The sequence below is a fragment of the Piscinibacter sp. XHJ-5 genome (genome assembly GCF_029855045.1).
In the GTDB taxonomy this organism is placed as follows: Bacteria; Pseudomonadota; Gammaproteobacteria; order Burkholderiales; family Burkholderiaceae_C; genus Albitalea.
On the sequence record NZ_CP123228.1, the window covers coordinates 6,081,186 to 6,107,675 of the forward strand.

23 protein-coding genes are annotated in these 26,490 nt (G+C 69.8%); 4 read left to right on the forward strand and 19 right to left on the reverse strand.

The window, feature by feature from the left end; translation table 11 throughout:
- Positions 1-3: 3 nt before the first annotated feature.
- The 3 genes from P7V53_RS28810 to can are packed head-to-tail and all read right to left on the reverse strand — an operon-like array spanning position 4 to position 3,667.
- Complete coding sequence (locus P7V53_RS28810) at positions 4-1,185, reverse strand: acetyl-CoA C-acyltransferase (protein WP_280152919.1); 1,182 nt, start codon at positions 1,183-1,185, stop codon at positions 4-6.
- Positions 1,186-1,205: 20 nt separating this feature from the next.
- Entirely contained in the window at positions 1,206-3,008 is a 1,803-nt protein-coding gene (gene aceK / locus P7V53_RS28815; protein ID WP_280152920.1) for a bifunctional isocitrate dehydrogenase kinase/phosphatase, read from the reverse strand.
- A complete protein-coding gene (gene can / locus P7V53_RS28820; protein ID WP_280152921.1) occupies positions 3,008-3,667 on the reverse strand; it encodes a carbonate dehydratase in 660 nt (219 codons plus the stop codon). Before can ends, aceK begins: the two co-directional genes overlap by 1 nt.
- A gap of 142 nt (positions 3,668-3,809) precedes the next feature.
- On the opposite strand from can, the gene P7V53_RS28825 reads away from it, so the two are divergent.
- A complete protein-coding gene (locus tag P7V53_RS28825; RefSeq protein ID WP_280152922.1) occupies positions 3,810-6,140 on the forward strand; it encodes a xanthine dehydrogenase family protein molybdopterin-binding subunit in 2,331 nt (776 codons plus the stop codon).
- A 10-nt stretch (positions 6,141-6,150) separates the two neighbouring features.
- Here P7V53_RS28825 and P7V53_RS28830 read toward each other — a convergent pair whose 3' ends face one another.
- The 8 genes from P7V53_RS28830 to P7V53_RS28865 all read right to left on the reverse strand — a co-directional run bounded on the left by P7V53_RS28830 (position 6,151) and on the right by P7V53_RS28865 (position 14,890).
- Positions 6,151-7,329, reverse strand: coding sequence for an isovaleryl-CoA dehydrogenase (locus P7V53_RS28830; RefSeq protein ID WP_280152923.1), 1,179 nt, complete (start codon positions 7,327-7,329; stop codon positions 6,151-6,153).
- A gap of 12 nt (positions 7,330-7,341) precedes the next feature.
- Entirely contained in the window at positions 7,342-7,794 is a 453-nt protein-coding gene (locus P7V53_RS28835; protein WP_280152924.1) for a PaaI family thioesterase, read from the reverse strand.
- A 63-nt stretch (positions 7,795-7,857) separates the two neighbouring features.
- The gene (locus P7V53_RS28840) at positions 7,858-9,096 is read right to left on the reverse strand and encodes a cystathionine gamma-synthase family protein (RefSeq protein ID WP_280152925.1); all 1,239 of its coding nucleotides are present in this window, start codon (positions 9,094-9,096) and stop codon (positions 7,858-7,860) included.
- A gap of 48 nt (positions 9,097-9,144) precedes the next feature.
- Entirely contained in the window at positions 9,145-9,549 is a 405-nt protein-coding gene (locus P7V53_RS28845) for an SRPBCC family protein (RefSeq protein ID WP_280152926.1), read from the reverse strand.
- A gap of 11 nt (positions 9,550-9,560) precedes the next feature.
- A complete protein-coding gene (locus tag P7V53_RS28850) occupies positions 9,561-9,923 on the reverse strand; it encodes a VOC family protein (RefSeq protein WP_280152927.1) in 363 nt (120 codons plus the stop codon).
- Between the two features lie 29 nt (positions 9,924-9,952).
- Positions 9,953-10,795, reverse strand: coding sequence for an AraC family transcriptional regulator (locus tag P7V53_RS28855; RefSeq protein WP_280152928.1), 843 nt, complete (start codon positions 10,793-10,795; stop codon positions 9,953-9,955).
- An 11-nt stretch (positions 10,796-10,806) separates the two neighbouring features.
- Positions 10,807-11,724 carry a pirin family protein gene (locus P7V53_RS28860; RefSeq protein WP_280152929.1) on the reverse strand — a complete coding sequence of 306 codons (918 nt, stop codon included), beginning with the start codon at positions 11,722-11,724 and terminating at the stop codon, positions 10,807-10,809.
- 82 nt (positions 11,725-11,806) lie between these two features.
- Positions 11,807-14,890: an ATP-binding protein gene (locus P7V53_RS28865; RefSeq protein ID WP_280152930.1), complete on the reverse strand. Its 3,084-nt coding sequence runs from the start codon at positions 14,888-14,890 to the stop codon at positions 11,807-11,809.
- A gap of 74 nt (positions 14,891-14,964) precedes the next feature.
- On the opposite strand from P7V53_RS28865, the gene chrA reads away from it, so the two are divergent.
- Positions 14,965-16,296 carry a chromate efflux transporter gene (gene chrA / locus P7V53_RS28870; RefSeq protein ID WP_280152931.1) on the forward strand — a complete coding sequence of 444 codons (1,332 nt, stop codon included), beginning with the start codon at positions 14,965-14,967 and terminating at the stop codon, positions 16,294-16,296.
- Positions 16,297-16,302: 6 nt separating this feature from the next.
- On the opposite strand, the gene P7V53_RS28875 is transcribed toward chrA, so the two are convergent.
- Complete coding sequence (locus P7V53_RS28875; RefSeq protein WP_280152932.1) at positions 16,303-16,728, reverse strand: MerR family DNA-binding transcriptional regulator; 426 nt, start codon at positions 16,726-16,728, stop codon at positions 16,303-16,305.
- A gap of 49 nt (positions 16,729-16,777) precedes the next feature.
- On the opposite strand from P7V53_RS28875, the gene P7V53_RS28880 reads away from it, so the two are divergent.
- The gene (locus P7V53_RS28880; protein WP_280152933.1) at positions 16,778-17,833 is read left to right on the forward strand and encodes an MBL fold metallo-hydrolase; all 1,056 of its coding nucleotides are present in this window, start codon (positions 16,778-16,780) and stop codon (positions 17,831-17,833) included.
- A gap of 13 nt (positions 17,834-17,846) precedes the next feature.
- On the opposite strand, the gene P7V53_RS28885 is transcribed toward P7V53_RS28880, so the two are convergent.
- The 5 genes from P7V53_RS28885 to glyQ are packed head-to-tail and all read right to left on the reverse strand — an operon-like array spanning position 17,847 to position 23,154.
- Positions 17,847-18,743 (reverse strand): SprT family zinc-dependent metalloprotease, encoded by an 897-nt coding sequence (locus P7V53_RS28885; protein WP_280152934.1) that lies wholly within the window; start codon positions 18,741-18,743, stop codon positions 17,847-17,849.
- A gap of 11 nt (positions 18,744-18,754) precedes the next feature.
- Complete coding sequence (locus P7V53_RS28890) at positions 18,755-19,513, reverse strand: lysophospholipid acyltransferase family protein (protein ID WP_280152935.1); 759 nt, start codon at positions 19,511-19,513, stop codon at positions 18,755-18,757.
- Positions 19,514-19,518: 5 nt separating this feature from the next.
- On the reverse strand, positions 19,519-20,121 hold the full coding sequence (gmhB, locus tag P7V53_RS28895) for a D-glycero-beta-D-manno-heptose 1,7-bisphosphate 7-phosphatase (protein ID WP_280152936.1): 603 nt from the start codon (positions 20,119-20,121) through the stop codon (positions 19,519-19,521).
- A gap of 13 nt (positions 20,122-20,134) precedes the next feature.
- Complete coding sequence (glyS, locus tag P7V53_RS28900; protein ID WP_280152937.1) at positions 20,135-22,240, reverse strand: glycine--tRNA ligase subunit beta; 2,106 nt, start codon at positions 22,238-22,240, stop codon at positions 20,135-20,137.
- Positions 22,237-23,154, reverse strand: coding sequence for a glycine--tRNA ligase subunit alpha (gene glyQ, locus P7V53_RS28905; protein ID WP_280152938.1), 918 nt, complete (start codon positions 23,152-23,154; stop codon positions 22,237-22,239). The genes glyS and glyQ overlap by 4 nt, the downstream gene beginning before the upstream one ends.
- A gap of 129 nt (positions 23,155-23,283) precedes the next feature.
- Between glyQ and P7V53_RS28910 the strand changes: the two genes are divergently transcribed.
- Positions 23,284-24,048, forward strand: coding sequence for a PEP-CTERM sorting domain-containing protein (locus P7V53_RS28910; protein WP_280152939.1), 765 nt, complete (start codon positions 23,284-23,286; stop codon positions 24,046-24,048).
- On the opposite strand, the gene lnt is transcribed toward P7V53_RS28910, so the two are convergent.
- Together lnt and P7V53_RS28920 are read right to left on the reverse strand one after the other, a co-directional pair.
- Positions 23,973-25,505 (reverse strand): apolipoprotein N-acyltransferase, encoded by a 1,533-nt coding sequence (lnt, locus tag P7V53_RS28915; RefSeq protein ID WP_280152940.1) that lies wholly within the window; start codon positions 25,503-25,505, stop codon positions 23,973-23,975. The genes P7V53_RS28910 and lnt overlap by 76 nt on opposite strands.
- Positions 25,505-26,401, reverse strand: coding sequence for a transporter associated domain-containing protein (locus P7V53_RS28920; protein WP_280152941.1), 897 nt, complete (start codon positions 26,399-26,401; stop codon positions 25,505-25,507). Before P7V53_RS28920 ends, lnt begins: the two co-directional genes overlap by 1 nt.
- Between the last annotated feature and the right edge of the window lie 89 nt (positions 26,402-26,490).

A 26,490-nucleotide genomic window follows, 5' to 3' on the forward strand; every position in this document is an offset into this window, starting at 1 on the left:
GGCCTAGACCAGCTCGAGCGCCATCGCGGTCGCCTCCCCGCCGCCGATGCAAAGCGCGGCCACCCCCTTCTTCAGCCCGCGCTTCTTCAGTGCACCGAGCAGCGTGACGACGATGCGCGCGCCGCTGGCCCCGATGGGGTGGCCGAGCGCGACGGCGCCGCCGTGGACGTTGACGATCTCGTGCGGCAGCTTGAACTCGGCCATCGCCGCCATCGTCACCGCCGCGAAGGCCTCGTTGACCTCCCACAGGTCGACGTTCTTGGCCGACCAGCTCGCCTTCTTCAGCACCTTGTCGATGGCGCCGATCGGGGCGGTGGTGAACCAGTTCGGCGCCTGCGCGTGCACCGAATGGGCGAGGATGCGCGCCACCGGCTTGCAGCCGAGCCGCGACGCGGTCGACTCGCGCATCAGCACCAGCGCCGCGGCGCCATCGGAGATGCTCGACGAGGTGGCCGCGGTGATCTTGCCTTCCTTGATGAAGGCGGCCTTCAGGCCGGGAATCTTGTCGAGCTTGGCCTTGAACGGCTGCTCGTCGTACCTGACGACGGTGTCGCCTTTCGGACCGGAGAGGGTGACCGGCGTGATTTCCCAGTCGAAGCTGCCGTCCTCGTTGGCCTTCTTGCTGCGCTCGGTGGACGCGATGGCGAACTGGTCCATCGCCTCGCGCGTGAACTCGTACTTGGCGACGCAGTCCTCGGCGAAAACGCCCATGGCCTTGCCCCGCTGGTACGCGTCTTCCAGGCCGTCGAGCGCCATGTGGTCGTAGAGCTGCGTCATGCCGTACTTGACGCCCTTGCGCGCAAAGGTGAGGTGCGGCGCATTGGTCATGCTCTCCATGCCGCCGGCCACGACGATGTCGGCGGTGTCGGCGCGCAGCATGTCGTGCCCGAACATCATCGCCCGCATGCCCGAGCCGCACATCTTCGACAGCGTGACCGCGCCTGCGGTCTGCGGCAGGCCGGCGCCCAGCGCGGCCTGGCGCGCTGGCGCCTGCCCCTGGCCGGCCATCAGGCAGTTGCCCAGCAGCACCTCGTCGACGGCGTCGCCGGTGATGCCGGCGCGCTCGACCGCGGCCTTCACCGCGACGGCGCCGAGCTGGTGCGCCGACAGCGCCGAGAAGTCACCCAGCAGGCCGCCGATCGGCGTGCGGGCGGCGGAGACGATGACGATGGGGTCTTGAGTCATGGAGGAACTCCTTCGAACGGTCATGCAGAGAACAGGGCGCGTCCCGCATCGCGCAGGCGGCGCTGGTGCTTGAAGCGCTTGGTGGCTTCGTAAGGAAATACATCATGCACATGGCCCGCAAGAATGCGTTCCTTGTGGGATTGCCAGAAGGCAGCGTCCAGCAGGTCGGCGTGGTGGCGCATGAACACCTCGCGGATCGTCGGGTTGCCGAGCAGGAACGGGCCGAAGGTCTCGGGGAACACGTCCTTCGGCCCGACGCGGTACCAGACCTCGCCCGACATCTCTTCCTCCTCCGTGCGCGGCGGCGGCACGCGGCGGAAGTTGCACTCGGTGAGGTACTCGATCTCGTCGTAGTCGTAGAAGACGATCTTGCCGTGGCGCGTGACGCCGAAGTTCTTGAACAGCATGTCGCCCGGGAAGATGTTGGCCGCCACCAGGTCCTTGATGGCGTTGCCGTACTCCACGACCGCCCGCTCGATCTGCTCGCGCGTGGCGTCCTGCAGGTAGATGTTCAGCGGCACCATGCGGCGCTCGATGTACACGTGGCGGATCACCAGGTCGTCGCCGTCTTCCTCGATCAGGCTGCCGCAGAAGTGCCTCAGCTCGTCGACCAGCTCGTCCTCGAAGCGCGCGCGCGGGAAGGCGACATTGGAGTACTCCAGCGTGTCGGCCATGCGTCCGACGCGATCGTGCGTCTTCACCAGCAGGTACTTGCTCTTGATGATCTCTCGCGTGGTCTCCTTCTGCGGCGGGAAGAAGTCCTTGATGACCTTGAAGACGAAGGGGAACGACGGCAGGTCGAACACCAGCATCACCATGCCCTTGATGCCGGGGGCGATGCGGAACTTGTCGCTCGAGTGGCGCAGGTGGTACAGGAAGTCGCGGTAGAAGAGGTTCTTGCCCTGCTTGTGCAGGCCGAGCGCGCTGTAGATCTCGGAGCGCGGCTTGCGCGGCATCATCGAGCGCAGGAACTGCACGTAGGCCGACGGCACCTCCATCGCCACCATGAAGTACGCGCGGGCGAAGCTGAACAGCATCTGCAGGTCGTCTTCGCCGAACAGCGCCGCGTCGATGGTGAGCTGGCCCTGGGCGGTGTGCAGGACGGGCAGCGCGAACGGCAGCTCCCAGAAGCCGTTGATCACCTTGCCGACGACGTAGGCGCCCTTGTTGCGGAAGAACAGGCTGGACAGCACCTGCACCTGGAAGTTGGCGCGCGGCCGGTAGTCGCCCAGCTGCGTCGCCACCGCCGCGAGCACGTGGTCGATGTCGCGGTCGAGGTCCTCGAAGGGCCGCCGCAGCTGGAAGTTGGTGATGATGCGCAGCCAGCATTCGCGCAGCGAGTCGCGCGTCGGGTAGTAGGCGCGGTAGGTCGGCAGCGACGCGGGCTCGTCGTTCTCGATGTACTCGGTGGAGACCGCCGGGCGCACGAAGATGAAGTCGTTGTTGAAGTAGCTGCGGTGCAGGATCTTCGTCGTCACCGAGTTGAAGAAGGTCTCTGCGAGCTCGGGCTGGTGGTGGTTGGTGAGCAGGCCGATGTAGTGCAGCTTGACCTGCTGCCACGTGTCCATCGACAGCGCGCCGGCGTCGAACTCGTTGACCAGCCGGTCGGCGCCTTCGTCCACGCGCTTGTCGTAGTACTCGATGCGCTCTCGCTGCGCGCGCTGCTGGCCGTGCCAATCGGCCGACTCGAAGCGCTCCTTGGCGCCGGCGCTGGATTCCTGGAACAGCCGGTAGTGGCGGTTGAAGCCGTCCAGCATCGCCTGCGCGATGTCGAACGCCCGGCTGTCGCTGAGCGCCCGCGGGAAGACGGCGTTGTGGCGCATCAGCGGCTGAAGCGCTCGCGCACCGCGGCGAGTGCCTTCTCGTACGCCGGGCCGACGTCCTCGGCGCCGCCGACCGTCATGCGCAGGTCCTGCAGCAGGCCGTTGTGCAGCCCGTAGACCCAGCCGTGCACGACGACTTCCTGGCCGCGCTGCCAGGCGTCCTGCACGATGGTGGTCTGGCAGACGTTCAGCGCCTGCTCGACGACGTTGAGCTCCACCAGCGCATTCACGCGGTGCTCCGGATCGATGCTGGCCAGCCATTCCTGATGGCGGTTGCGCACATCCTGCACGTGGCGGATCCAGTTGTCGGCCAGGCCGATGCGACGGTCGGTCAGCGCGGCATGGACGCCGCCGCAGTTGGAATGGCCGACGACGATGATGTGCTTGACCTGCAGCACGTCGGTGGCGAACTGGATCACCGACAGGCAGTTCAGGTCCGAGTGCACCACGACGTTGGCGACGTTGCGATGAACGAACAGCTCGCCCGGCGCGAGGTCGACCAGCTCGTTGGCCGGCACGCGGCTGTCGGCGCAGCCGATCCACAGGTACTGCGGTGCCTGCTGCTGCAGCAAGCCGGTGAAGAAGCCGGGGCTGCGCGCCTCCATCTTCTTTGCCCACTGTCGGTTGCTGTCGAGCAGTTCGTGGAGCTGGGTCGTCATGGTGTTGCGGTGCAGCGAAGGCCTGGTGGAGTGTACGCAGCGGAGCCGACCCAGAGGCCCTGTCGGCGCAGCCGATTGACGTATACGTCAATTCGATCATACCGGACGCTGTGTACGATGGCCGCCCACGACGAGGTGCCTCATGAGCGTTCAGTTCGATGCGGGTCGGTTCGGAAGCGGCAAGGCGGTGGCGCGCGTCGAGGACGCAGCGCTGCTCGCAGGACGCGGCCGCTTCACTGGCGATCTGGTCCTGCCGGGACAAACCCACTTGGTGTTCGTGCGATCGCCGCATGCCCACGCGCGCATCGCCTCGGTGGATGTGTCGCCCGCACAGGCGGTGCCCGGGGTGCTGGCGATCTTCACCGGCAGCGACCTCGCGCAAGCGGGCGTGAAGCCGATCCCCAACGTCCAGGGCTTCCGGCGCGCCGACGGCTCGCCGGGCGCCGCGCCGCCGCTGCTCGCACTGGCACGCGAGACGGTCCGCTTCGTCGGCGAGCCGGTGGCCGCCGTGGTGGCGTCGAGCCGCGAGGCGGCGCGCGACGCCGCGGAGGCGGTCTTCGTCGAGTACGAGGACCTGCCGGCGGTCGTCGATCCGGTCGCGGCCACCGCGCCCGGCGCGCCCCTGGTCTGGCCCCAGGCGTCCGGCAACATCGCCGCGGAGTCGCGCTACGGCGACGCCGCCGCGGCCGATCAGGCCTTTGCCGGCGCGGCGCACGCCGTGTCGCTGGACATCGTCAACCAGCGGCTCGCGCCGAGTCCGCTGGAGCCGCGCGGCGTGCTGGCCGACGTCGATCCCGCGAGCGGGCGCCTGACGCTGAGCATGAGCAGCCAGATGCCCAGCGGCGTGCTGACCTCGCTGTGCCAGATCCTGCCGGGGCTGGCGCCGGAGCAGGTGCGCGTGACCGTCGGCGACGTCGGCGGCGGGTTCGGCATGAAGACCGGCATCTATCCCGAGGACGTCGTCGTCGCGCACGCCGCGCGCGTGCTGCAGCGGCCGGTGAAGTGGCAGGCCGACCGTGTCGACGAGTTCCTCTCGGGCTATCACGGCCGCGACGTGGTCAGCCGCGCCGAGCTGGCGCTCGACGCCGAAGGCAAGGTGCTGGCGCTTCGGGTGCGCTCGCTCGCCAACGTCGGGGCCTATGCCGGCAACGCGGGCGTGGCGATCGCGCTGCTCGTCGGCCCGTGGGTGTCCACCAGCATCTACGACATCCGCACCATCGATCTTCATCTGCGCGCCGTCCTGACCCACACCACGCCGACCGGCCCCTACCGCGGCGCGGGCCGTCCGGAGGCGATCTACCTCATCGAGCGACTGTTCGACGCGGCGGCGCGCGAGATGAAGCTCGACCCCGCCGAGCTGCGACGGCGCAACATGATCCGCCCCGATCAGATGCCGTACACGAGCCCGATGGAGCAGGTGTACGACAGCGGGCGCTTCGAGCAGATCCTGGACCGGGGACTGGCGCTGGCCGACTGGCACGGCTTCGCGGCGCGCCGCGAAGCCTCGCGCGTCCGCGGCCGGCTGCGCGGCCGCGGCATCGCGACCTTCCTCGAGTGGACCGGCGGCATGGCGCTGGACGAGCAGGCCGGCATCAACGTGCTGGCCGACGGCACCATCGAGATCCATTCGGCCACGCAGGCGATGGGCCAGGGCATCGTGACCAGCTACGCGCAGCTGGCGGTCGATGTGTTCGGCGTGCCGATCGAGCGCATCCGCGTGCTGCAGGGCGACACCGACCGCGCCCGCGGCTTCGGCAGCGCCGGCTCGCGCTCGCTGTTCACCGGCGGCGCGGCGGTGCACGTGGCCTCGCAGCGCACCGTCGAGCACGCGAAGGGGCTGGCGTCCGACCTGCTCGAAGCAGCGGCTGGCGACATCGAGTACCGGGCCGGCCGCTTCAGCGTGGCAGGCACCGACATCGGCATCGGCCTGTTCGAGCTGGCCGCGCGGCAGCCCGAAGCGCGCATCTTCGTCGAGGCGGCGGCGAGCGCCTCGGCGCCGAGCTGGCCCAACGGCTGCCATGTGTGCGAAGTGGAGATCGATCCGGACAGCGGCGCCGTCGAGGTGATCTCCTACGCGTCGGTCAACGACATCGGGCGCGTCGTCAACCCGTTGATCGCCGGCGGCCAGATCGAAGGCGGCGCGGTCCAGGGCATCGGGCAGGCCTTGTGCGAGCAGGTGGTCTACGACCCGGACAGCGGCCAGATGCTGACCGGCAGCTTCATGGACTACGCGATGCCGCGTGCGGACGTGAACCGCCTGTTCCGCACCGAGTTCGACACGTCCATCCCTTGCCTGACCAACGCGCTGGGCGTGAAGGGGGTCGGCGAGCTGGGCACGATAGGCGCGACGCCGGCGGTGGTGAACGCCGTGATCGATGCGCTGGACCACGCCGGACTGGGCCGCGACGCGGAACGCATCCAGATGCCGGTGACGGCCGAGCGCGTGTGGCGAGCGTTGAACCGCTCCAATTAGGGAGACGGCATCACATCGTCTCGGCGAACAGCTCCCGGCCGATCAGCATCCTTCGGATCTCCGAGGTCCCTGCCCCGATCTCGTAGAGCTTGGCGTCGCGCCACAGCCGACCCAGCGGGTACTCGTTGATGTAGCCGTTGCCGCCGAAGAGCTGGATGCCCTCGCCGGCCATCCAGGTCGCCTTCTCGGCGCACCAGAGGATCACCGAAGCGCAGTCCTTGCGCACCTGGCGCACATGCCCGGCGCCCAGCATGTCGAGGTTCTTGCCCACCGTGTAGCAGAAGGCGCGCGCCGCCTGCAGCACGGTGTACATGTCGGCCACCTTGCCCTGCACCAGCTGGAACTCGCCGATGCTCTGCCCGAACTGCTTGCGGTCGTGGATGTAGGGCATCACGTTGTCCATCACCGACTGCATGATGCCGACGGGCCCGGCGGCCAGCACCGCGCGCTCGTAGTCCAGGCCGCTCATCAGCACCTTGGCGCCGCCGTTGAGCGCACCCAGCACGTTCTCCGCCGGCACCTCGACGTTCTGGAACACCAGCTCGCCGGTGTGGCTGCCGCGCATGCCGAGCTTGTCGAGCTTCTGCGCGATCGAGAAGCCCTTCATGCCCTTCTCGATCAGGAAGGCGGTGACGCCGCGCGCGCCGAGCTCGGGCTCGGTCTTCGCGTAGACCACCAGCGTGTCGGCGTCCGGGCCATTGGTGATCCACATCTTGGTGCCGTTGAGCACGTAGTGGCCGCCCTTGTCCTCGGCCTTCAGCTTCATGCCGATGACGTCGGAGCCGGCGCCCGATTCGCTCATCGCCAAGGCCCCCACGTGCTCGCCGCTGATCAGCTTGGGCAGGTACTTGCGCCTCTGCGCCTCGTTGCCGTTGCGCTTGATCTGGTTGACGCACAGGTTGCTGTGAGCGCCGTACGACAGGCCGACCGAGGCAGAGGCGCGGCTGATCTCCTCCATCGCGATCATGTGCGCGAGGTAGCCCATGTTCGCGCCGCCGTATTCCTCGGACACGGTGACGCCCAGCACGCCGAGCTCGCCCATCTTGCGCCACAGGTCCATCGGGAACTGGTCGCTCCTGTCGATCTCGGCCGCGCGCGGTGCGATTTCGGCCTGCGCGAATTCGCGCACCGCGTCGCGCAGGGAGTTGATGTCGTCGCCGAGTTGGAAGTCGAGGCCGGGCAGGTTCATGGGGCAAGTCTCCTAGTGATGGATGCCGCCGCGGCCGCTCACCGACATCACGGTGGCCACCATCGTGGCGATGAGTTTCGGGCTGGCGCCGTCGGCGCCCAGCTCGAACGCGCGGCCGTCGACGACGCTGATCGTGCGTCCGGGCTTGACGACCTGGCCCTCGAAGCGGAAGCGCGGCCCGCGCGCAGGGGCCAGCAGGTTGATCTTGAACTCGATCGTCAGCACCGCCGCGTCGGCAGGCATCAGTGAAAACGCGGCATAACCGCAGGCCGAATCGAGTGCCGCCGACAGCATGCCGGCATGCAGGAATCCGTGCTGCTGGGTGAACTCCTCGCGGTGCGACATCGCCACGACGACACGCCCCTGCTCGACGCTCTCCAGCGTCGCGCCCAGCGTGCGCATCGCCGCCTGGCGCTCGAACGAGCCGCGAACGCGGGCGGCGAAATCGGGATCGGCGGCTTGCATGGCGGGGTCGTGCGGTTGACGTTTACGTAAACGTCAATCATACCGAACCGCCGGACGCCGACCTCAGCGCCGCGGCAGCGCCTGCTCCAGGTCGGCCAACAGGTCGGCCCCCTCCTCCAGGCCGATCGACAGCCGCACCAGCCCGTCGGCGATGCCCATCTCGGCGCGTCCTTCGGCACCCGCCTCCCAGAAGATCGTCGGCGCAACCGGGATCACGAGCGTTCGCGTGTCTCCCAGTCCGGTGGCCTTGATCGGGATGCGCAGCCGGTCGATCGTCGCCAGCGTCGTCGCGGCGTCGCGCAGCTCGAACGACAGCAGCCAGGATCCCGCCGAGAAGTGCGCCTTCGCCAGCGCGTGCTGCGGGTGAGACTCCAGCATCGGATAGTGCACCGCGGCGACCGCCGGATGGCCGGCCAGGAAACGTGCCACGGCGAGCGCCGTGGCGCTGGTGTGGGCCACCCGCAGCGCCGCGGTCTCGGCGCCCAGGCCGATCTGATGCGCCTGCTCGGACGACAGGGAGCCGCCCATGTCGCGCAGTCCCTTCTTGCGGAGCTGCGTCAGCCCCCATTGCGCCGGGTCGCCGCGGCGGTAGGCGGCGAAGAGGTTCGGCCAGCCTTGCCAGTCGAAGCCGCCCACGTCGGTGACGGCGCCGCCGAGCGCGGCCCCGTGGCCGGCGAGGGTCTTGCTCAGCGAATTGACCACCAGCCCGGCGCCGACGGTGCGCGGCCGGAACAGCAGCGGCGACGTGACGGTGTTGTCGACGACGTACAGCAGTCCGCGCCGGCGGCACAGGTCGCCGATGGCCGCGAGATCGGGCACCTGGGTACCCGGGTTGGCCACGGTCTCGACGAACACCATGCGCGTGCTCGGCCGCAGCGCCGCCTCGACGGCGGCCACCGAGCCCGCATCCACCTTGCTCACCGCGATGCCCAGCTCGCCCAGCGTGCCGAACAGGCTGTTGGTGTTGCCGAACACGAAGCGGCTGCTGATCAGGTGATCCCCGGCGCGCAGCAGCGTGAGGAACACCGCGCTCAGCGCCGCCATGCCGCTGGCGAAGCACACCGTGCCGACGCCCTGCTCGAGCGCCGTGATCTTGCGCTCCAGCGCCGCCGTCGTGGGCGTCCCCTGGCGGGCATAGTTGAAGCCGCCCTTGACGGTGCCCTGGAACACGCCGATCAGGTCCTCGACGCGCTCGAAGCCGTACTGCACCGAGCTGTGAATCGGCTTGTGCAGCCCGCCATGCTCGACGCCGCCGTGGCGATCGGAATGGACGATGCGAGTGGTGATGCCCTGCTCTGTCATGGATGCTGCACTCCCGGCGCCTCGAGGGACGCCGAGAATAGCAGCGCCTCAGCGGGCGGCCATGCCGTTCAGCGCGGCTTGCATCGCCTTGACGCCGGCCGCCATGCGCTGGGCGATCGGCTCGCGCAGCGTTTCGGGCAGCAGGTCCGCGATCCACACCACCCGGCTGCGACCGTCGGCCTCCTCGAACACCTGGAACGACGCGTTGTGATGGCTCATCGCCGTGCCGACCGCCGCGTAGGCGAGGCGCCGCCGCGCGTCATCGACGGTCACGATGAGCTCGCGCGCGACCAGGCCGTCGGCGAAGGTGACGATGCGCGCGCCTTCCTCCAGCTGCACATCGCGCACGAATCCCGGCGCAAGCCGTCGGTGCACCGCCCCGACGTCGCGAAACACATCCCATGCCGCTGCGGGCGGCGCGTCGACGACGAATTCCTCGACGATCGTGGCCATGGTGCTTCCCTTCAATCGAAGCAGACCGCCTCGACGTTGTGGCCGTCGGGGTCGATGAGGAAGGCGGCGTAGTAGGTGTCGCTGTAGTCGGGCCGCGGCCCGGGCGCGCCGTTGTCGCGTCCGCCGGCGGCCAGGCCCTGCGCATGAAAGCGCTGCACCGCCTCGCGGCCGGACGCACGGAACGCGACGTGCGTGCCGGGCCCGATGTCGCCGGCGTGCCGATACAGCCAGAACGCCGGCTCGCCCTTCGGGCCGAAGCCCGCGTAGCTGTCGTCGCCGCCTTGCTGTGTGTGGCCCAGCGCGCCGAGTGCGCTGCGATAGAACGCGACACTCTTGTCGAGATCACGCACCTTCAATCCGATGTGGTCGTACATGCTGTTCTCCTGATGAAGGAGAAGCGATGCTAGAGACGGCGCGCCAGGCGTTCTTGGAAAATCTTGCGGTCGCCACGGGCCGCCCGCCTGAAGCCGCGCGGGGACGTGCCCGCGGCGCGCTGGAAGCTGCGCACGAAGTTCGAGAGGTCGGCAAAGCCGACGTCGAGCGCGATGTCGGTGATGGAGCGATCGTCGTCGGCCAGCAGGCCGGCCGCGCGGCGCAGCCGGCAGCGCACGAGGTACTGGTGCGGCGTCACCCCCAGCACCGCCGCGAACACCCGCAGATAGTGGTAGGCGCTCCAGCCGCTGCGCGCCGCAAGCGCCTCCAGCGTGAGCGCCTCGTCGGCATGGGCGTCGATCCACAGCGCCGACTCGACGGCGCGGCGCTTGTCTGCCGAGGTCGGCCTGGCGGGACGCTGTCCGCCCGCGGCCACGGCCACGAAGCGCGCCGCCAGCGCGAGGCCGATCTCGTCGAGCCCCAGGTCGTTCGCGCCGCCGGCCGCGTGCTGCGCCAGCTCGCCGAGCACGACCAGCTCGGCCAGGGGCGGCACGCCGCCGCTCTGCCAGGCGCGTCCGCGGCGGTCGATCTCGCCGACGAGCTCCGGCGACACGAAGAACGCAAGGCACTCGTCGCCGCCCAGGTGATGCTCGTGGGTGCAGGTGTATTCGTCGCCGGGCCTGCCGACCAGCAGCGAACCGGGCACCAGCTCATGCGTGTGGCCGCGGCAACGGCAGCCGAAGCTGCCGCGCCGCACGTACGACACCGACCAGGCCTGATGGTGCTCGGCATAGGGCCTGTCGTCGGGCCCCGCGGCGCAGCGGTAGTCGACGACCGACACCGGCCCGCGCAGCAGGGGCGTGGAGGCGAGCATCGCGCGCGGCCTCAGGGATAGTGCACCGGCTTGCCCGGGATCTCGGGCAGCGGAATGAACTCGGTCTCGCCGGGCACCGGCGCGAAGCGCTGATGGCGCCAGTCGTCCTTGGCCTGCTCGATGCGCTCGGCCGAGCTGGCGACGAAGTTCCAGCTGAGGAAGCGCGGGCCGTCCATCGGCTCGCCCCCCAGCAGCATGAGCCGCGCCGGCGAGCTGTCGGGCGCGGCCAGCGTGACCGCGGCGCCCTGCTTCAGCACGACGAGACGGCCGGCTTCGAAGCGGCCGTCGGCGCCGAGGTCGAGCACGCCGTCGACGACGTAGATCGCCTGCTCGGCATAGGCAGCCGGCATCGTGATGCGCGCGCCCGGCTGCAGGTGCAGGTCGACATAGAACAGCGGCGACAGCGTCGGCACCGGCGCGCGGCGGCCGAAGAACTCGCCCGCCACGATGCGCGCCGTTGCGCCTTCGCCCTCGACCACCGGCAGGCGGTCGACCTCGACGTGGACGAAGCTGGGCTCGTCCTCCTCGCGCTCTCGCGGCAGCGCAACCCAGCACTGCAGTCCGGCCAGGGAAGAGCCACGCGCGCGAACCTCGGGAGCGCTGCGTTCCGAGTGCACGATGCCGCGGCCGGCGGTCATCCAGTTGACCTCGCCGGGGCGGATCGCCTGCACGCTGCCGACGCTGTCTCGGTGCAGGATCTCGCCGCTGTGCAGGTAGGTCACGGTCGCCAGGCCGATGTGCGGATGCGGCCGCACGTCGAGCCCGCGTCCCGGAGCGAACACCACCGGGCCCATTGCATCGAGGAACACGAAGGGTCCGACCATGCGCCGCTCCACGGAAGGCAGCGCGCGCCGCACCTCGAAGCGGTCGCCCAGGTCATGGGTGCGCGGCACGACGACCACGTCGACCGTCAGGCTCGAATCGTCCATGTCGCGCCCCTCCTGCTGAATGGTCGGCCAGGGTAGCGCAGTCGGGCGACACCACCGCCGGCAGGGCTGAATTCCCGCCTGCCTAGGCCGCGACGTCCGCGCCCGCGTGCAGCACGGCGAGCAGGCGGTCAGGATCGACGGGCTTCGTCAGGTGGTGATCGAAGCCGGCCGCGACCGCACGGCGCTTGTCGTCTTCCTGCCCCCAGCCGGTCAGCGCGACGATTCGCGTGCGCGTGCCACCGGCCTCGCGCCAGCGGCGCGCCACCTCGTAGCCGTTCATGCCGGGCATGCCGATATCGAGCAGCACCACGTCGGGATCGAACGCTTCGCGATGCGTCAGCGCACCTTCGCCGTCGTGCGCGATGGCCACCTGGTGCCCGGACAGCTCCAGCATCATCGCGAGGCTGTCGGCGGCGTCACGGTTGTCGTCGACCACCAGCACGCGCTGCCGCGCCCCGGCAGGCGCCGGGCCGGCGGCCGGCGCCGGCACCACCTGGGCTGGGGCCAGCGGCAGCCGCACGATGAATTCGCTGCCGCAGCCGACGCCGCCGCTGTGCGCCTCGATGCGGCCGCCGTGCAGGTCGACGAGCCCGCGCGCCAGCGCGAGGCCGATGCCCAGCCCGCCTTGCGAACGCTCCAGCGCAGGCGCGACCTGCGAGAACATCTCGAAGACGCGCGCGAGGTGCTCGGCGGCGATGCCGATGCCGTTGTCGCGCACCGTGATCGCTGCTTCGCCCGCCGCCGCGGCCTCCACCTCGATGCGGCCGCCGCGCGGCGTGTACTTGGCGGCGTTGTTCAGAAGATTCAGCAGCACCTGCGTGAGGCGGGTCGCATCCGCCTCCAGCCACACCGGCTCGGCCGGCAGCCGCACATCGAGGGTGTGGCCGGACGCCTCGATGAAGGGCCGCGCCGCCTCGATCGCTCCGTGCACGATGCCGGCCAGCGTGACCCGCTCCAGGCGCAGCTGGATCTTGCCGCGCGTGATGCGCGCGACATCGAGCAGGTCGTCGACCAGCCGCGTCATCTGCCGCACCTGGCGATCGATGACGTCGCGCGTCCAGCGCGTCTCCGCATCGGCCGGGTCCTTGAGCCGCAGGATCTCGAGCGCGTTGGTGATGGGCGCCAGCGGGTTGCGCAGCTCGTGCGCGAGCGTCGCCAGGAATTCGTCCTTGCGACGGTCGGCATCGGACAGCTCCGCATTCAGGCGACGCAGCTCCTGCTCGATGTGCTTGCGGTCGTGGATGTCGATGCCCAGCCCGTACAGCATCGTCGGCCGACCGTCGGCGCCGTACACGGCACGCCCGCGGCCCTCCATCCAGCGCCAGTCGCCGCTCGCGTGATGGAAGCGGAACTCGACCGAGTAGTCCTCGCGCGTCTCCAGGGCGCGGGCGATGGCCTGGGCCAATCGCGCGCGGTCCTCCGGATGGACCAGCAGGCGAAACGCGTCCACCCGGCCGCCGAAGGTGCCTGGCTCGAGGCCGAAGATCTCCTCCAGCTCGCGGCTCCACCAGACGCGATCGGCAATCAGGTCTCGCGACCACGCACCCATGCGCCCGCTGCGCATCGCCAGGGACAGGACGTCCCGGCTCTCGCGCAGCGCCGAGGCGGCGCGCGCATTCTCGACGGCGAACCAGCTGCGCTCCGCGAGCTGCTCCAGCAGCGCCACATCCTCGGCCGAAAAGGGCCGCGGCCGACTGTCGTGCAACACGAGCACCGCCACCAGGCGTGCGTCCTTGACCAGCGGCACGGCCAGCATCGCGCGGGTGTCGATGCGCTCGTACGCCGCCTGCACCGCCGGCGCCGCCACGCGTGCATCGTCGACCCGGTCGGACATCGCCACGCTGCGCCCGGCGCGCAGCTGCTCGATGATCTGGGCGCCGTAGTCCTCGAGGCTGTGCCGCCCGGCCATGCTCGCCACTCCGTGCGTGTAGTCGCGGTGGATGCTGAAGGACTGCTGGTCGGCTTCGATCTCGCCGTAGGTGCAGCGGCTCGCGCCGAAGTGACGGCCGACGCGGCAGACGATCTCCCACTGCACCTGCACGGGGTCGCTCAGGCCGCGCGTCGCGTCGTTGATCTGCACCAGCAGCCGTTGCGACTCCTCGCCGCGGCGCAGCTCGTCGATCGCATGCTGGCGCTCCGACAGGTCCAGCGCGGCCTGCATGCCGGCGCGGCGCAGCGCCGTGCCGACGGCGTCGGCTTCGGCCAGGCCGCTGGGCGGAAGGTCGGGCACCACGTCGCGCTCCAGCTGCCGAGCCGCACGCTCGAGCATTGCAATCGGCTCGCGGATGCGTCGCGCGGCCCAGGTGGCCAGTGCGAGCGCGAAAGCGCCCAGCAGCGCGGCCGCCGCGGCGGCTCTCCAGGCCGCAGTGCGCGCGGCCTCGGTGAGGGCCTCTTGCGGGACGCCGATGATGAAGCTCCAGCCATGCACCGGCGACCGGCTGAAGAACGCCGACCGCAGCACGCCGTCGAGCGCGACCGCGTCGACGCGGCCGTCCGCCCTGGCGCGCAGCGCCGAACTGAGGGCCGCCGGCAGCGGCTGGCCGAGCCAGCGCTCGATGTCGGGCACCCGGGCGACGATGCGGTGCTCGCGATCAGCGATCTCGGCCGTCCAGCCGGGCGGCAGGTGCTGACCCGCGACGATGGCCTGCAGCGCCGCCGGGCTGAAGACGACGCCCACGTTGTAGCGCGCCGGCGAGAAATGACGCTCCGGCGCGAACACCGCCAGCACCGGCTGCCGGGTCACGGGCCCGATGCGCAGGTTGCTCACCTCGACGCGGTCGCCGTCGGCGAGAGAGCGGTCCGGCGTCCAGCTGCGCTTGGGCAGCGGCGTGCCGAACGGCACGGAGGTGTTCAGGAGCTGGTCGTCGTGGTCGACCAGCACGATCCAGCTGCCGGTGTCTTGCGTCGCCGCGCGCGCCTGCGCGTGAAACGCCTGCCAGTCGCCGGCCGCGATGGCCGGCGAGCTGGCCAGCGTGCGTGCGACCGCGGCGCGCTTGTCGAACTCGCGGTCCACCACCAGCGACAGCGCCCGCACCGTCTCGCGCAGCCGCTGTTGCGAGGATTCGGCTTCGCGCAGATAGGCCGACGACACGACCCACAGCACCAGGCCGGCGGTCGGCAGCAGCACGGCCAACACCAGCAGCAGCAGTCGTGCACGCAGCGTCATGTGCCGATGATGCCTTCGCGCCGAGGCGCCCGGCGCAGGCATTTCACCGAATGTCCGTAGACTGCCGACCCTGCATGCACCCCACCGACCGACCCGCCGCCCCCTCTTTCCGCGAGGCCTTCCTTTTCTGGCTGAAGCTCGGTTTCATCAGCTTCGGCGGGCCGGCCGGGCAGATCGCCGTGATGCACCAGGAGCTCGTCGAACGGCGGCGCTGGATCTCGGAGCGACGCTTCCTGCATGCGCTGAACTACTGCATGGTGCTGCCGGGACCCGAGGCGCAGCAGCTCGCCACCTACATCGGCTGGCTGTTGCACCGCACCTGGGGCGGCATCGTCGCGGGCGGGCTGTTCGTGCTGCCGTCGCTCGTCATCCTGATCGCGCTGTCGTGGATCTACCTCGCCTTCGGCCATACACCGCTGGTGGCCGGCCTTTTCCACGGCATCAAGCCTGCGGTGACGGCGATCGTGCTGCACGCGGCGCACCGCATCGGGTCGCGCGCGCTGAAGAACGGCGCGCTGTGGGCCATCGCCGCCGCCTCCTTCGTGGCCATCTTCGTGCTGAATCTGCCCTTCCCGCTGATCGTGCTGGCCGCCGGGGTGATCGGCGCGATCGGCGGGCGCTTCGCGCCGCAGCGCTTCGCCATCGGCGCCAACCATGCCGGCGAGGCAGCCAGCGCTGGCGCAGCCGTCATCGACGACGACACGCCGACGCCGCCGCATGCGCTGCATCGCTGGAGTCGCTTCGCGCGCCTGGCGACGGTCGGCCTGCTGCTGTGGGCCATCGCAATGGGCGCGCTGCTGGCGGCGGTCGGCTGGGACGGCACGCTGACCCAGATGGGCTGGTTCTTCACCAAGGCCGCGCTGCTGACCTTCGGCGGCGCCTATGCCGTGCTGCCCTACGTGTACCAGGGCGCGGTGGAGCAGCACCACTGGCTCAGCGCGCCGCAGATGATCGACGGCCTGGCGCTGGGCGAGACCACGCCCGGGCCGCTGATCATGGTGGTGGCCTTCGTCGGGTTCGTCGGCGGCTGGACGCGCCAGGTGCTCGGCCCCGACGTGCTCGCGGCGTCCGGGGCGCTGGCGGCGGCGGTCGTCACCTACTTCACGTTCCTGCCCTCGTTCGTCTTCATCCTGCTCGGCGGGCCGCTGGTCGAGACCACCCACCGCAACCTGAAGTTCACCGCACCGCTCACCGCGATCACGGCGGCCGTCGTCGGTGTCATCCTCAACCTGGCGCTGTTCTTCGCCTACCACGTGCTGTGGCCGCAGGGGCTGTCGGGGCGCTTCGATGCAGTCAGCGCGCTGATCGCCGTCTCCGCGGCGATCGCGCTGATCCGCTTCAAGCGCGGCGTGATGGAGGTGATCGGCGCGTCCGCGGCGCTGGGCCTGCTGGCCTCTCAGCTCTGACGGTCCTCAGGCCTTCTTGCGCGCGCCTTCGGCGAGCAGCCGCCGGGCTTCCTTCTCGTGCACCCGCACCTCGTCGAGGTTGGCATGCAGGTCGGCCAGCTGCTGCTCGAGCTGCGCACGGTGCGCCGCCAGCACCGAGAGGAACTTGCGCAGCTGGGCCTCGGTGTCCCTCGGCGACTCGTACATGTCGACGAGCTCCTTGACCTCGGCCAGCGTCAGGCCCAGGCGCTTGCCGCGCAGCGTGAGCTTGAGCCGCGTGCGGTCGCGCGCCGTGTAGACGCGGTTGCGTCCGCTGCGCTGCGGCGAGAGCAGCCCGCAGTCCTCGTAGAAGCGGATCGCGCGCGTCGTGAGGTCGAACTCCTTGGCGAGCTGGCTGATCGTGTAGGTGGCCGCCGGCGCAGGCGACACGTGGGCGACAGCAGGGGCAGGCATGGGCACGTAGACTCGGAGGGATTGACGTTTACGTAAAGTGTAAAGCTCGATGAATCCCCTCGAACACGAGCTGAGCTACCCGCTGGGCGAAGCGCTGCCCGAGCCCGGCGCGACGCTGGAGATCGCGTCCGGCGTGCGCTGGGTCCGCATGGCGCTGCCGTTCGCGCTGGACCACATCAACCTCTGGCTGCTGCGCGACGACGTCGACGGCCGCGCCGGCTGGACCATCGTCGATTGCGGCATCGCCAACGACGCGACGCGCGCGGCCTGGGAGCAGGTGTTCGCGCAGGCGCTCGAAGGGCTGCCGGTGCTGCGCGTCATCGTCACCCACATGCACCCCGATCACATCGGGCTTGCGCACTGGCTCACCGAGCGCTGGCAATGCCGCATGTGGATCAGCGCCACCGACTTCAACGCGGCGACGCTCGCCAGCGCGTCGACCACCGGCTTCGGCGGCGGCAGCGCGGCGCGCTTCATGGCCAGTCACGGTCTCACCGATCCCGAAGCGGTCGAGAAGATCAAGGCGCGGTCCAACTACTACGCGAGCATGGTGCCCAAGGTGCCGGACCGCTTTCGCCGGCTGCTCGGCGGCGACACCCTGCGCATCGGCGGGCGCGACTGGGTCTGCCACGTCGGCTACGGCCACGCGCCGGAGCACATGTCGCTGCACTGCCCGTCGCTCGGGCTGCTGATCTCCGGCGACATGGTCCTGCCGCGCATCTCCACCAACGTCAGCGTGATCGACATCGAGCCGGAGGCGAATCCGTTGCCGCTGTACCTCGCCTCGATCGAGCGGCTGCGTTCCTTGCCCGCCGACACGCTGGTCCTGCCTTCGCACGGCCGGCCGTTTCGCGGGCTGCACCAGCGCATCGATCAGCTCGAGGCCCACCACGACGAGCGCTACGCCGAGCTCATCGCCGCCTGCGACAGCGGGCCGAAGAGCGCGGCCGATCTGCTCGGCGTGCTGTTCAAGCGCAAGCTCGACCTGCACCAGACCACCTTCGCCATGGGCGAGGCGATCGCGCACCTGAACGCGCTGTGGCTGGCCGGGCGGCTGCGCCGGTCGCTCGACGACGATGGGGTGTACCGGTTCTCGTCGGCGTGACGCGTGACCGGATTCAATCGAACACCGGCAGCACGTCGTCCTTCAACCCGCCGCGCAGCTGCTCGTAGTCAGGCACCACCGAGCGCACCACGTCCCAGAAGCGCGGGCTGTGGTCCATGTGCCGCAGGTGGGCCAGCTCGTGGGCAACGACGTAGTCGATCGTCGGCATCGCGAAGTGGACCAGCCGCCAGTTGAGCCGGATCGAGCCGTCGGCGCTCGCGCTGCCCCAGCGCGTCTGCGCCGACGACAGCGACAGCCGCTTGACGTGCACGCCGAGCTGTTGCGCGAAGTGCCGGCAGCGATCGTCGAACACGCGCCGGGCCTGTCGCTGCAGCCAGCTCTGGACCGCGTCGCGGATCTGCTCGGCGGCGGCGGTGTGGGGCAGGCCGACGTGCAGCGTGAGCCGCGCCACGCCCGGCAGGGCTTCGGCTCCGGTGTGCAGCACCGCGCCGGTGGCGCGTGCGTCCAGCACGACGATGACGGGCTCGCCGAGGAATGGAATGCTGGTGCCGTCCTTCCACTCGACGCGCGCCTGCTGCAGCCGCTGGTGCCGTTCCTGCTGCTCGCGCAGCTTGCGCAGGATCCACGAGCCCTTCTCGCGCAGGGCGGATTCGATGTCGCCGAGGTTCACCCACTTCGGCGCATTCACGCTGAGGCCGTCGGTGCCGACGATGAACCCGATGCTGCGCCGGCGCACGCGCTTGAGCGCATACGCGACGAGGTGCTCGTCGAGTCGAATCTCGCGGTTGGCTTGCGGGTGGCGGAACATCGCGGGGCTCAGCACGCTGGCAAGGGACAAGGCGGGCGGCGGCGGCGCCGCGGGCGGGACGGCGGGAAGGGCTTGTGCCGCCGGCGCCGCGACCTCGAACAGCGAGAGCTGCGCGGGATCGGGGCTGGGGGAGCGCGCCATGGGCCGCGATTCTAGGGAGCCGCCGCGTACGCCTGCGGATCGAGGCGGCGCATCTCGCCCTCGATCCATGACTCGACTTCGCGCATCAGCTCGTCGGCCTCGCGGCCCTGCGAGGGGATGAGCTTGCCGATGGACACGTCGACGATGCCCGGCCTCAGCATGAACGACTTGCGCGGCCAGCAGCGCGCCGACGTGACGGCGATCGGCAGGACCGAGGCGCCGGTGGTCACCGCGAGCCGCGTGCCGCCGGTCTTGTAGGTCCCCTGGCTGCCGCGCGGCGTGCGCGTCCCCTCGGGGAACATGATCACCCAGTTGCCCTGCGCCATGAAGCGCCGGCCCTGCTCCGCCACCAGCGTCCAGGCTTCGGCGCGCTTGCTGCGGTCGATGTGGACCATGTCGAGCCGGGCCATTGCCCAGCCGAAGAACGGAATCATCAGCAGCTCGCGCTTGAAGACGTAGCACAGCGGATGCGGCATCAGCACGGGAAAGGCGAAGGTCTCCCAGGTGGACTGGTGCTTGGGCAGCAGGATCACGGCGCGCGCGCGGTCGGCCTCCAGCAGGTTGTCGAGGCCGGTCACGCGCCAGCGCACGCCGCAGATCCATCGGGCGCCGTGGATGGCGAACTGCAGCCAGAACGTGGTGAGCCAGTACAGCGGCGTGCCGCGCAGGAAGATGGAGGCGATCAGCGACAGCACCGCCCACGGAATGACCGTGGCGATGAGCCACAGGACGAACACGGCCGAGCGCAGCGACCAGAAGAAGCGTTGCATCGGCATCAGCTGAACCGGCCGGAATCGCTCTCGCCCTTCAGGCCGCGCAGCAGGCGCTCCTCCTGGATGATGGCGTCGGCGAAGGCGCCGAGATCCGCATGCACCTTGGTGCCCGGCACCTGCTGCAGCATCACCTCGAGCTCGGCTTCGTCGAGCAGGCCGCATTTGCCGGTGCGCACCAGATGCGTGGGACAGCCGGCGGCCCGGCCCGCCTGCACGTCGCGCAACGTGTCGCCGACGACGTGCACCTCGCCCAGGTCGAGGCCGTATCGCTCCCCGATCAGCAGCATCAGGCCCGGCAGCGGCTTGCGGCAGTCGCACTGGTCCTCGGGGGCATGTGGACAGAAGAACACCGCGTCGATGCGCCCGCCGTGCTTGGCCAGCATCTGGTTCATGCGCACGTGCATCGCGTTGAGCATCGCCATGTCGAACAGGCCGCGTCCCAGGCCCGACTGGTTGGTGGCCAGCACCGTGTGCCAGCCGGCGTGGTTCAGGCGCGCGATGGCCTCCAGCGCGCCGGGCAGCGGCACCCATTCCTCCGGCGACTTGACGAAGTCGTCGCGGTCCTCGTTGATGGTGCCGTCGCGGTCGAGGATGATCAGTTTCATCGGCGCAAGGGGGTCAGCTCGCGAGCTTGGACAAGTCTGCCACGCGGTTCATCGCCGCGTGCATCTGCGCGAGCAGCCCGAGCCGGTTGGCACGCAGCGCGGGATCCTCGGCGTTGACCATCACGCCGTCGAAGAAGGCATCGACCGGTGTCCTCAGGGCGGCCAGCAGCTGCAGCGAGCCGGTGTAGTCGCCGGCCTCGAATGCCGCCTGCGACTTCGGTGCGACCGACTGCAACGCCTCGAACAGCGCCTGCTCCGCCGGTTCGGCCAGGCGCGCCGTGTCGACGACCGCCGCCACGCTCTCGTCGCTCTTCTTCAGGATGTTGCCCACCCGCTTGTTGGCGGCGGCCAGCGCCTCGGCCTCGGGAAGCGTCTTGAAGGCGCGCACCGCGGCCAGCCGCTTCGGAATCTCGGCCCAGAGCGCCGGCCGGGCCTCGACGACGGCTTCCACCTCCTGCGCGGTATAGCCGGTCTCGCGCAGATAGCCGACCAGCCGCTCGCGCAGGAAGAAGGCCAGCTCGGCCTGCGCCTGTCCGTGCGTGGGTGCGAAGGCGTGGAAGGCCACCGACACCAGCTCCGCGGTGTTCAGCGGCAGTGCGCGCTCGACCAGCATGCGGATCAGGCCCAGCGCATGGCGGCGCAATGCGAACGGATCCTTGTCGCCGGTGGGCACCTGGCCGATGCCGAACAGGCCCGCCAAGGTCTCGAGCTTGTCGGCCAGCGCGACGACGATGCCGGCGTCGCCGCGCGGCAGCTCGTCGCCGGCGAAGCGCGGCTTGTAGTGGTCCTCGATCGCGAACGCGATCGCTTCGGGCAGGCCGTCGTGGCGAGCGTAGTAGGCGCCCATCACGCCCTGGAGCTCGGGAAACTCGCCGACCATGTCGGTCAGCAGGTCGGCCTTGGCGAGCATCGCCGCCTGGTCGGCATGCTGCACCAGCACGCCGCCGCCGAGCTGCCCGGCGATGGCCCGGGCGATGGTGCGCACCCGCTCGACACGCTCGCCCTGGGTGCCGAGCTTGTTGTGATAGACCACCTTGGCCAGGCCCGGCACGCGCGAAGCCAGTGTCTTCTTGCGGTCCTGGTCGAAGAAGAACTTCGCGTCGGCCAGCCGCGGCCGCACGACGCGCTCGTTGCCTCCGATCACCCGGCTCGGGTCGGCGGGCCGGATGTTGCTGACGACGAGGAAGCGGTTGGTGAGCTTGCCCGCGGCGTCGAGCAGCGGAAAGTACTTCTGGTTGGCCTTCATCGTGAGGATGAGGCACTCCTGCGGGACGTCCAGGAACTCGCTCTCGAACTGACACAGCAGCACGTTGGGCCGCTCGACCAGGGCGGTCACCTCGTCGAGCAGCGCGTCGTCCTCGATGGGCTTCAGGCCCTCGCCCGCGGCGGCCGCATCGAGCTGGCGGGCGATGTCGGCGCGGCGCTCGGCGAAGCCGGCGATCACCGCGCCTTCGTCGCGCAGCTGCTGCGCGTAGCTGTCCGCATCGCGCAGCTCGATCTGGGCAGTGGCGGCCTCGAAGCGATGGCCTTGCGTGACCCGGCCCGCCTGCAGGCCCAGCACGCTCACAGGCACCACCTCGGCGCCGTGCAGGGCGACCAGCCCATGCGCGGGACGCACGAAATTGACGCTGGTCCAGCCGTCGGCAAGCTGGTACTGCATCACCTTCGGGATGGGAAGCTTGGCGAGCGCTTCCTCGATCGACTTCTGCAGCGCTGCGGCGAGCGTCGCGCCCTTGGCCACGCTGTCCAGGAACAGGGCCTCGGCCTTGCCGTCCAGCTGGCGCTTCAGCGTGGGCACGACCGACGCATCGGCCCCCAGCGCAGCCAGCTTCTTCAGCAGCGCCGGCGTCGGCTGGCCGTCGGCTGCCAGACCGACGCTCACCGGCATCAGCTTCTGCGAGACCGACTTGTCGCTCGCCGCCGAGGCGACGTCCTTCACGTGCACGGCCAGGCGGCGCGGCGAGGCGAATGAACTGACGGCCGGCGCAGCCGGCACGAGCCCTTGGGATCGCAGGCCATCGGCCAGGTCCCTGGCAAACGATTCGCCCAGCTTCTTCAGCGCCTTGGGCGGCAGTTCCTCGACGAACAGCTCGACGAGCAGATTCCGGGTGGTGCTCATGCAGCGTTCTTCTCGAGTTGTGCGATCACTTCCTGGGCCCAGGCCTTGGGCGCCATCGGGAAGCCCAGCCGCGCGCGGCTGTCGACATAGCTTTGCGCCACGCTGCGCGCCAGGTTGCGGATGCGGCCGATGTACGCGGCGCGCTCCGTGACGCTGATCGCCCCGCGCGCATCGAGCAGGTTGAAGGTGTGGCCGGCCTTGAGCACCTGCTCGTAGGCCGGCAGCGCCAGCTCCTGCGCCATCAGGTACTTGGCCTGCTTCTCGTGCTGGCCGAAGGCGCCGAGCAGGAAGTCGACGTCGCTGTGCTCGAAGTTGTAGGTGCTCTGCTCGACCTCGTTCTGGTGGTAGACGTCGCCGTACTTCAGCGTGTCGGTCCACTGCAGGTTGTAGACGTTGTCCACGCCCTGCAGGTACATCGCCAGGCGCTCCAGGCCGTAGGTGATCTCGCCGGTGATCGGCTTGCAGTCGATGCCGCCGACCTGCTGGAAGTAGGTGAACTGCGTCACCTCCATGCCGTTGAGCCACACCTCCCAGCCGAGGCCCCAGGCGCCGAGCGTCGGGTTCTCCCAGTCGTCCTCGACGAATCGGATGTCGTTGCTCTTCAGGTCGAAGCCGAGCGCCTCCAAGGAGCCCAGGTACAGCTCTAGGATGTCGGCCGGCGCGGGCTTGAGCACGACCTGGTACTGGTAATAGTGCTGCAGTCGGTTCGGGTTCTCGCCGTAGCGGCCGTCCTTGGGGCGGCGGCTGGGCTGCACGTAGGCGGCCTTCCACGGTTCCGGCCCGAGCGCGCGCAGGAAGGTCGCGGTGTGGCTCGTGCCCGCCCCGACCTCCATGTCGTAGGGCTGCAGCAGCGCGCAGCCCTGGCGGTCCCAGTAGTCTTGCAGGCGCAGGATGATTTGCTGAAACGTCAGCATGGAGGTCCGTCGAAGCGCGAAAAACGGCGATTTTACGGGGCGGGCCGTCGATCGACGCCATCGTGCGACCGGCCTTCCCTTTATGCGGCGGCGACCTAAACTGGTCTATCAGCCCAGAGGAGGTCTCCCATGCATGCCTGCAAGAGCTGCACGCTGGCGGTTGCTGCGCTGGCCACGAGTCTGCTCACTGCGTCGCCGGCGGCGCTGGCGGACGTCACCCAGATCATCAACAGCGGACCGCTCATCAAGACGGAACTGTTCCGCAGCGACGGGGCCTCCAACCTGATCTGGGAGGAGCTGTCGTTCAGCTTCGTCGTCCAGGAGAATGCCACCGGCGACGGCGTGTTCAACCTGTTCGCCGGCGGCGACCTGAACAACATCGGCATCGACTGGATCGACGTGACCGAGGGCCCGTTCGGCGACCGCACCCTTCTGGGCACCTTTGCCTTTCCGATCAGCGAGGTGCACTTCACCGCCTGCGAGAACCCGCCGCACAGCAACCCGGCGGGCTGCCCGCTGCCGGAGACCGTGCCGGGCGGCATGTTCTACGACCCGTCGCGCGGCCCGCCCGTCGGCGACGTGCAGGGACGCCGCGACGTGACGATGTCCAGCCCGGGCACGCCGGGGCTGATCGTGCCGCAGGAGATGCTCGTCGAAGGTGCGCACCTGCTGATCAGCCTGTTCCCGCGCAACGAGATCTACGACCTGTACATCGACCGCATGGAGCTGTCGTACCCGACCGCCGCCGCGCCCATCCCCGAACCGTCGACCTGGGCGCTGCTGGTCCTCGGCCTGACCGCCATGGCCGGTCGCGCGGTTCAGCGCCGGCGGGACCACCAGCGCAGCAACAGCACCGCGGCCACGGCGAAGGCGGCCAGCGGCCACAGGCTGTAGCGGGCGGCCCACGCGGCGAACGGCGTCAGGCCCTCGCGGCCCTGCACTGCGCCGTCGAGCACGCCGCGCGTGTAGGGCTTGAGCCCTTGGGCGACGTGCCCGCGGTGATCGATGACGGCGGTCGCGCCGGTGTTGGTGGCTCGCAGCATGGGACGCTGGAACTCGAGCGAGCGCATGCGCGAGATGTTGAGGTGCTGATCGACGGCGATGGTGTCGCCGAACCAGCCGATGTTGCTGAGGTTGGCGAACATCGTCGGCGCCGTGGCCGGATGGCGAAAGCGCGCGGCAAGTTCCTCGCCGAACAGGTCTTCGTAGCAGATGTTGGGTGCCACCCGTTCGCTTCGCACGGCGAACGAAGGCGCCTCGAGCGCGCCGCGGTTGAAGTCGCCCAGCGGGATGTTCATCATCTGCGTGAACCACCGAAAGCCGGGGGGAATGAACTCGCCGAAGGGCACCAGGTGGTGCTTGTCGTAGCGGTACTCCGGGCGGCCCGGCGCGAAGCCGACCGCGGAGTTGGTGTAGCCCGACCTGTCGTCACCCAACGGCACGCCGAACAGGGCATGTGTCCGGCCGGACGCGAAGCGCTCGCGCAGCCCGGCCCAGAACCCCTCGGGCATCTGCTGGGGCAGAAAGGGCACCGCCGTTTCCGGTGCCAGCACCAGGTCGGAGCGCGCGGACAGCATGCCGTTCACATGCCATTCGAGGGCCGCGCCCTGGTGCTCGGAGGCGAACTTCTCCTCCTGCGGGATGTTGCCTTGCAGCAGCGTGACGTCGAGGGTGCCCGTCGGCGTGGTGAACTTCACCGGGCCGGTGTGGGCGTCGACATAGCCCAGCAGCCCCGCCGCGACGACGATGCCGGCCGTGCGCCGCACGCCGATCCGCGGCCGCGCCAGCGCCACCCACGCCGCGAGAAAGGCGGCGACCGCGCCGATGCCGTACACGCCGATCCAGGGCGCGAGCTTCGCCAACGGCCCGTCGACATGCGCGTAGCCGGAGGCCACCCAGGGAAATCCGGTGAACAGCACACCGCGCGCCAGCTCGGCCAGCAGCCACAGCGAGGCGAACAGCAGCGCGTCGGGCAGCGGCCGGGCGCTGCGCCAGCGTGCGAACAAGAGCAGCGCCGTTCCCAGGTACAGCGACAGCACCGCGCTCAGCGCCAGCACGGCCGCCGCGGCCATCCACGCGGGCAGGCCGCCGTACTGGTGCATGCTGATGAACATCCACCAGGTGCCCGCGACGAGCCAGGCGGTGCCGAAGGTGAGCCCGATGGCAAAGGCACGTGCGGGCTCGGCCACGCAGGCGCGCCATGCCAGCATGCCCACGCACAAGAGCTGAAGCCACCAGAATTCGGTGTAGACGTGGGCGGCCGTCTGCAGCGCGCCGAGCGCTGCGGCGACGATCAGGTCGAACCCGAGCGACCAGGGCCGCGCCCAGGCGGCGGTGGACGCGCGCGGCATCAGGCGCCGTCGCCGTCCCGCGCGTCTTCGGGCACGCGGGTCACCTTGAACCAGCGCACCGCGCCGCCGCGGGTCAGCATCACCATGAACTGCAGCCCGCCGAGCGCGGCCGATTCGCCGCGCCGCGGCACGCGCCCCATCTCGTGGGCCACCAGGCCGCCGATGGTGTCGAAGTCCTGGTCGGGCAGCCTTGCGGCGAACGCTTCATTGACCGCGGCGATGTCCGCATCGCCGGCCACGCGGTGGCTGCCGTCGGCCAGCGTGTAGATGCTGCTCTCGGCGTCCTTCTCGTCGAACTCGTCCTCGATCTCGCCGACGATCTCCTCGAGCACGTCTTCGATGGTGATCAGCCCGGCCGTGCTGCCGAACTCGTCGATCACGATCGCCAGGTGGTTCCGGTTGGCGCGAAAGTCGCGCAACAGCTCGTTGAGCCCCTTGGACTCCGGCACGAACACGGTGGGGCGCAGCAGCGTGCGCAGATTGAGCTCGGGGGCACGCTGCAGCTTGAGCAGGTCCTTGGCCATCAGGATGCCGATGATGTTGTCGCGCTCGCCTTCATAGACGGGGAAGCGCGAGTGGCCGGTGTCGATGACCAGGTGCAGCACGTCGTCATAGGGGGCGTCGATGTCGAGCATGTCCATGCGCGGCGCCGCGACCATCACGTCGCCGGCGATCATGTCGGCCATTCGGATCACGCCCTCGAGCATCATCCGTGACTCGGGCGCGATGAGCTCGCGGTCCTCGGCGTCGGCGAGCGTCTCGATCAGCTCGTCGGTGGAATCGGGGCCGGGGTGGACGAACTCGACGATGCGCTGGAACAGATTGCGCTTGTCGGGATGGGCAGCTTGTCTTTCGCCCTTGGTGCGGGCGCTCACGCCGGGGTGGGGGTCAGGCATCGCACGAGGCGAGGAGTGGGGCAGAGCGCCAGCTTACCCCAACGGATTTCGCAAGTGTGCTAGGTTGACGGGTTGCCATTCGTCGCTCC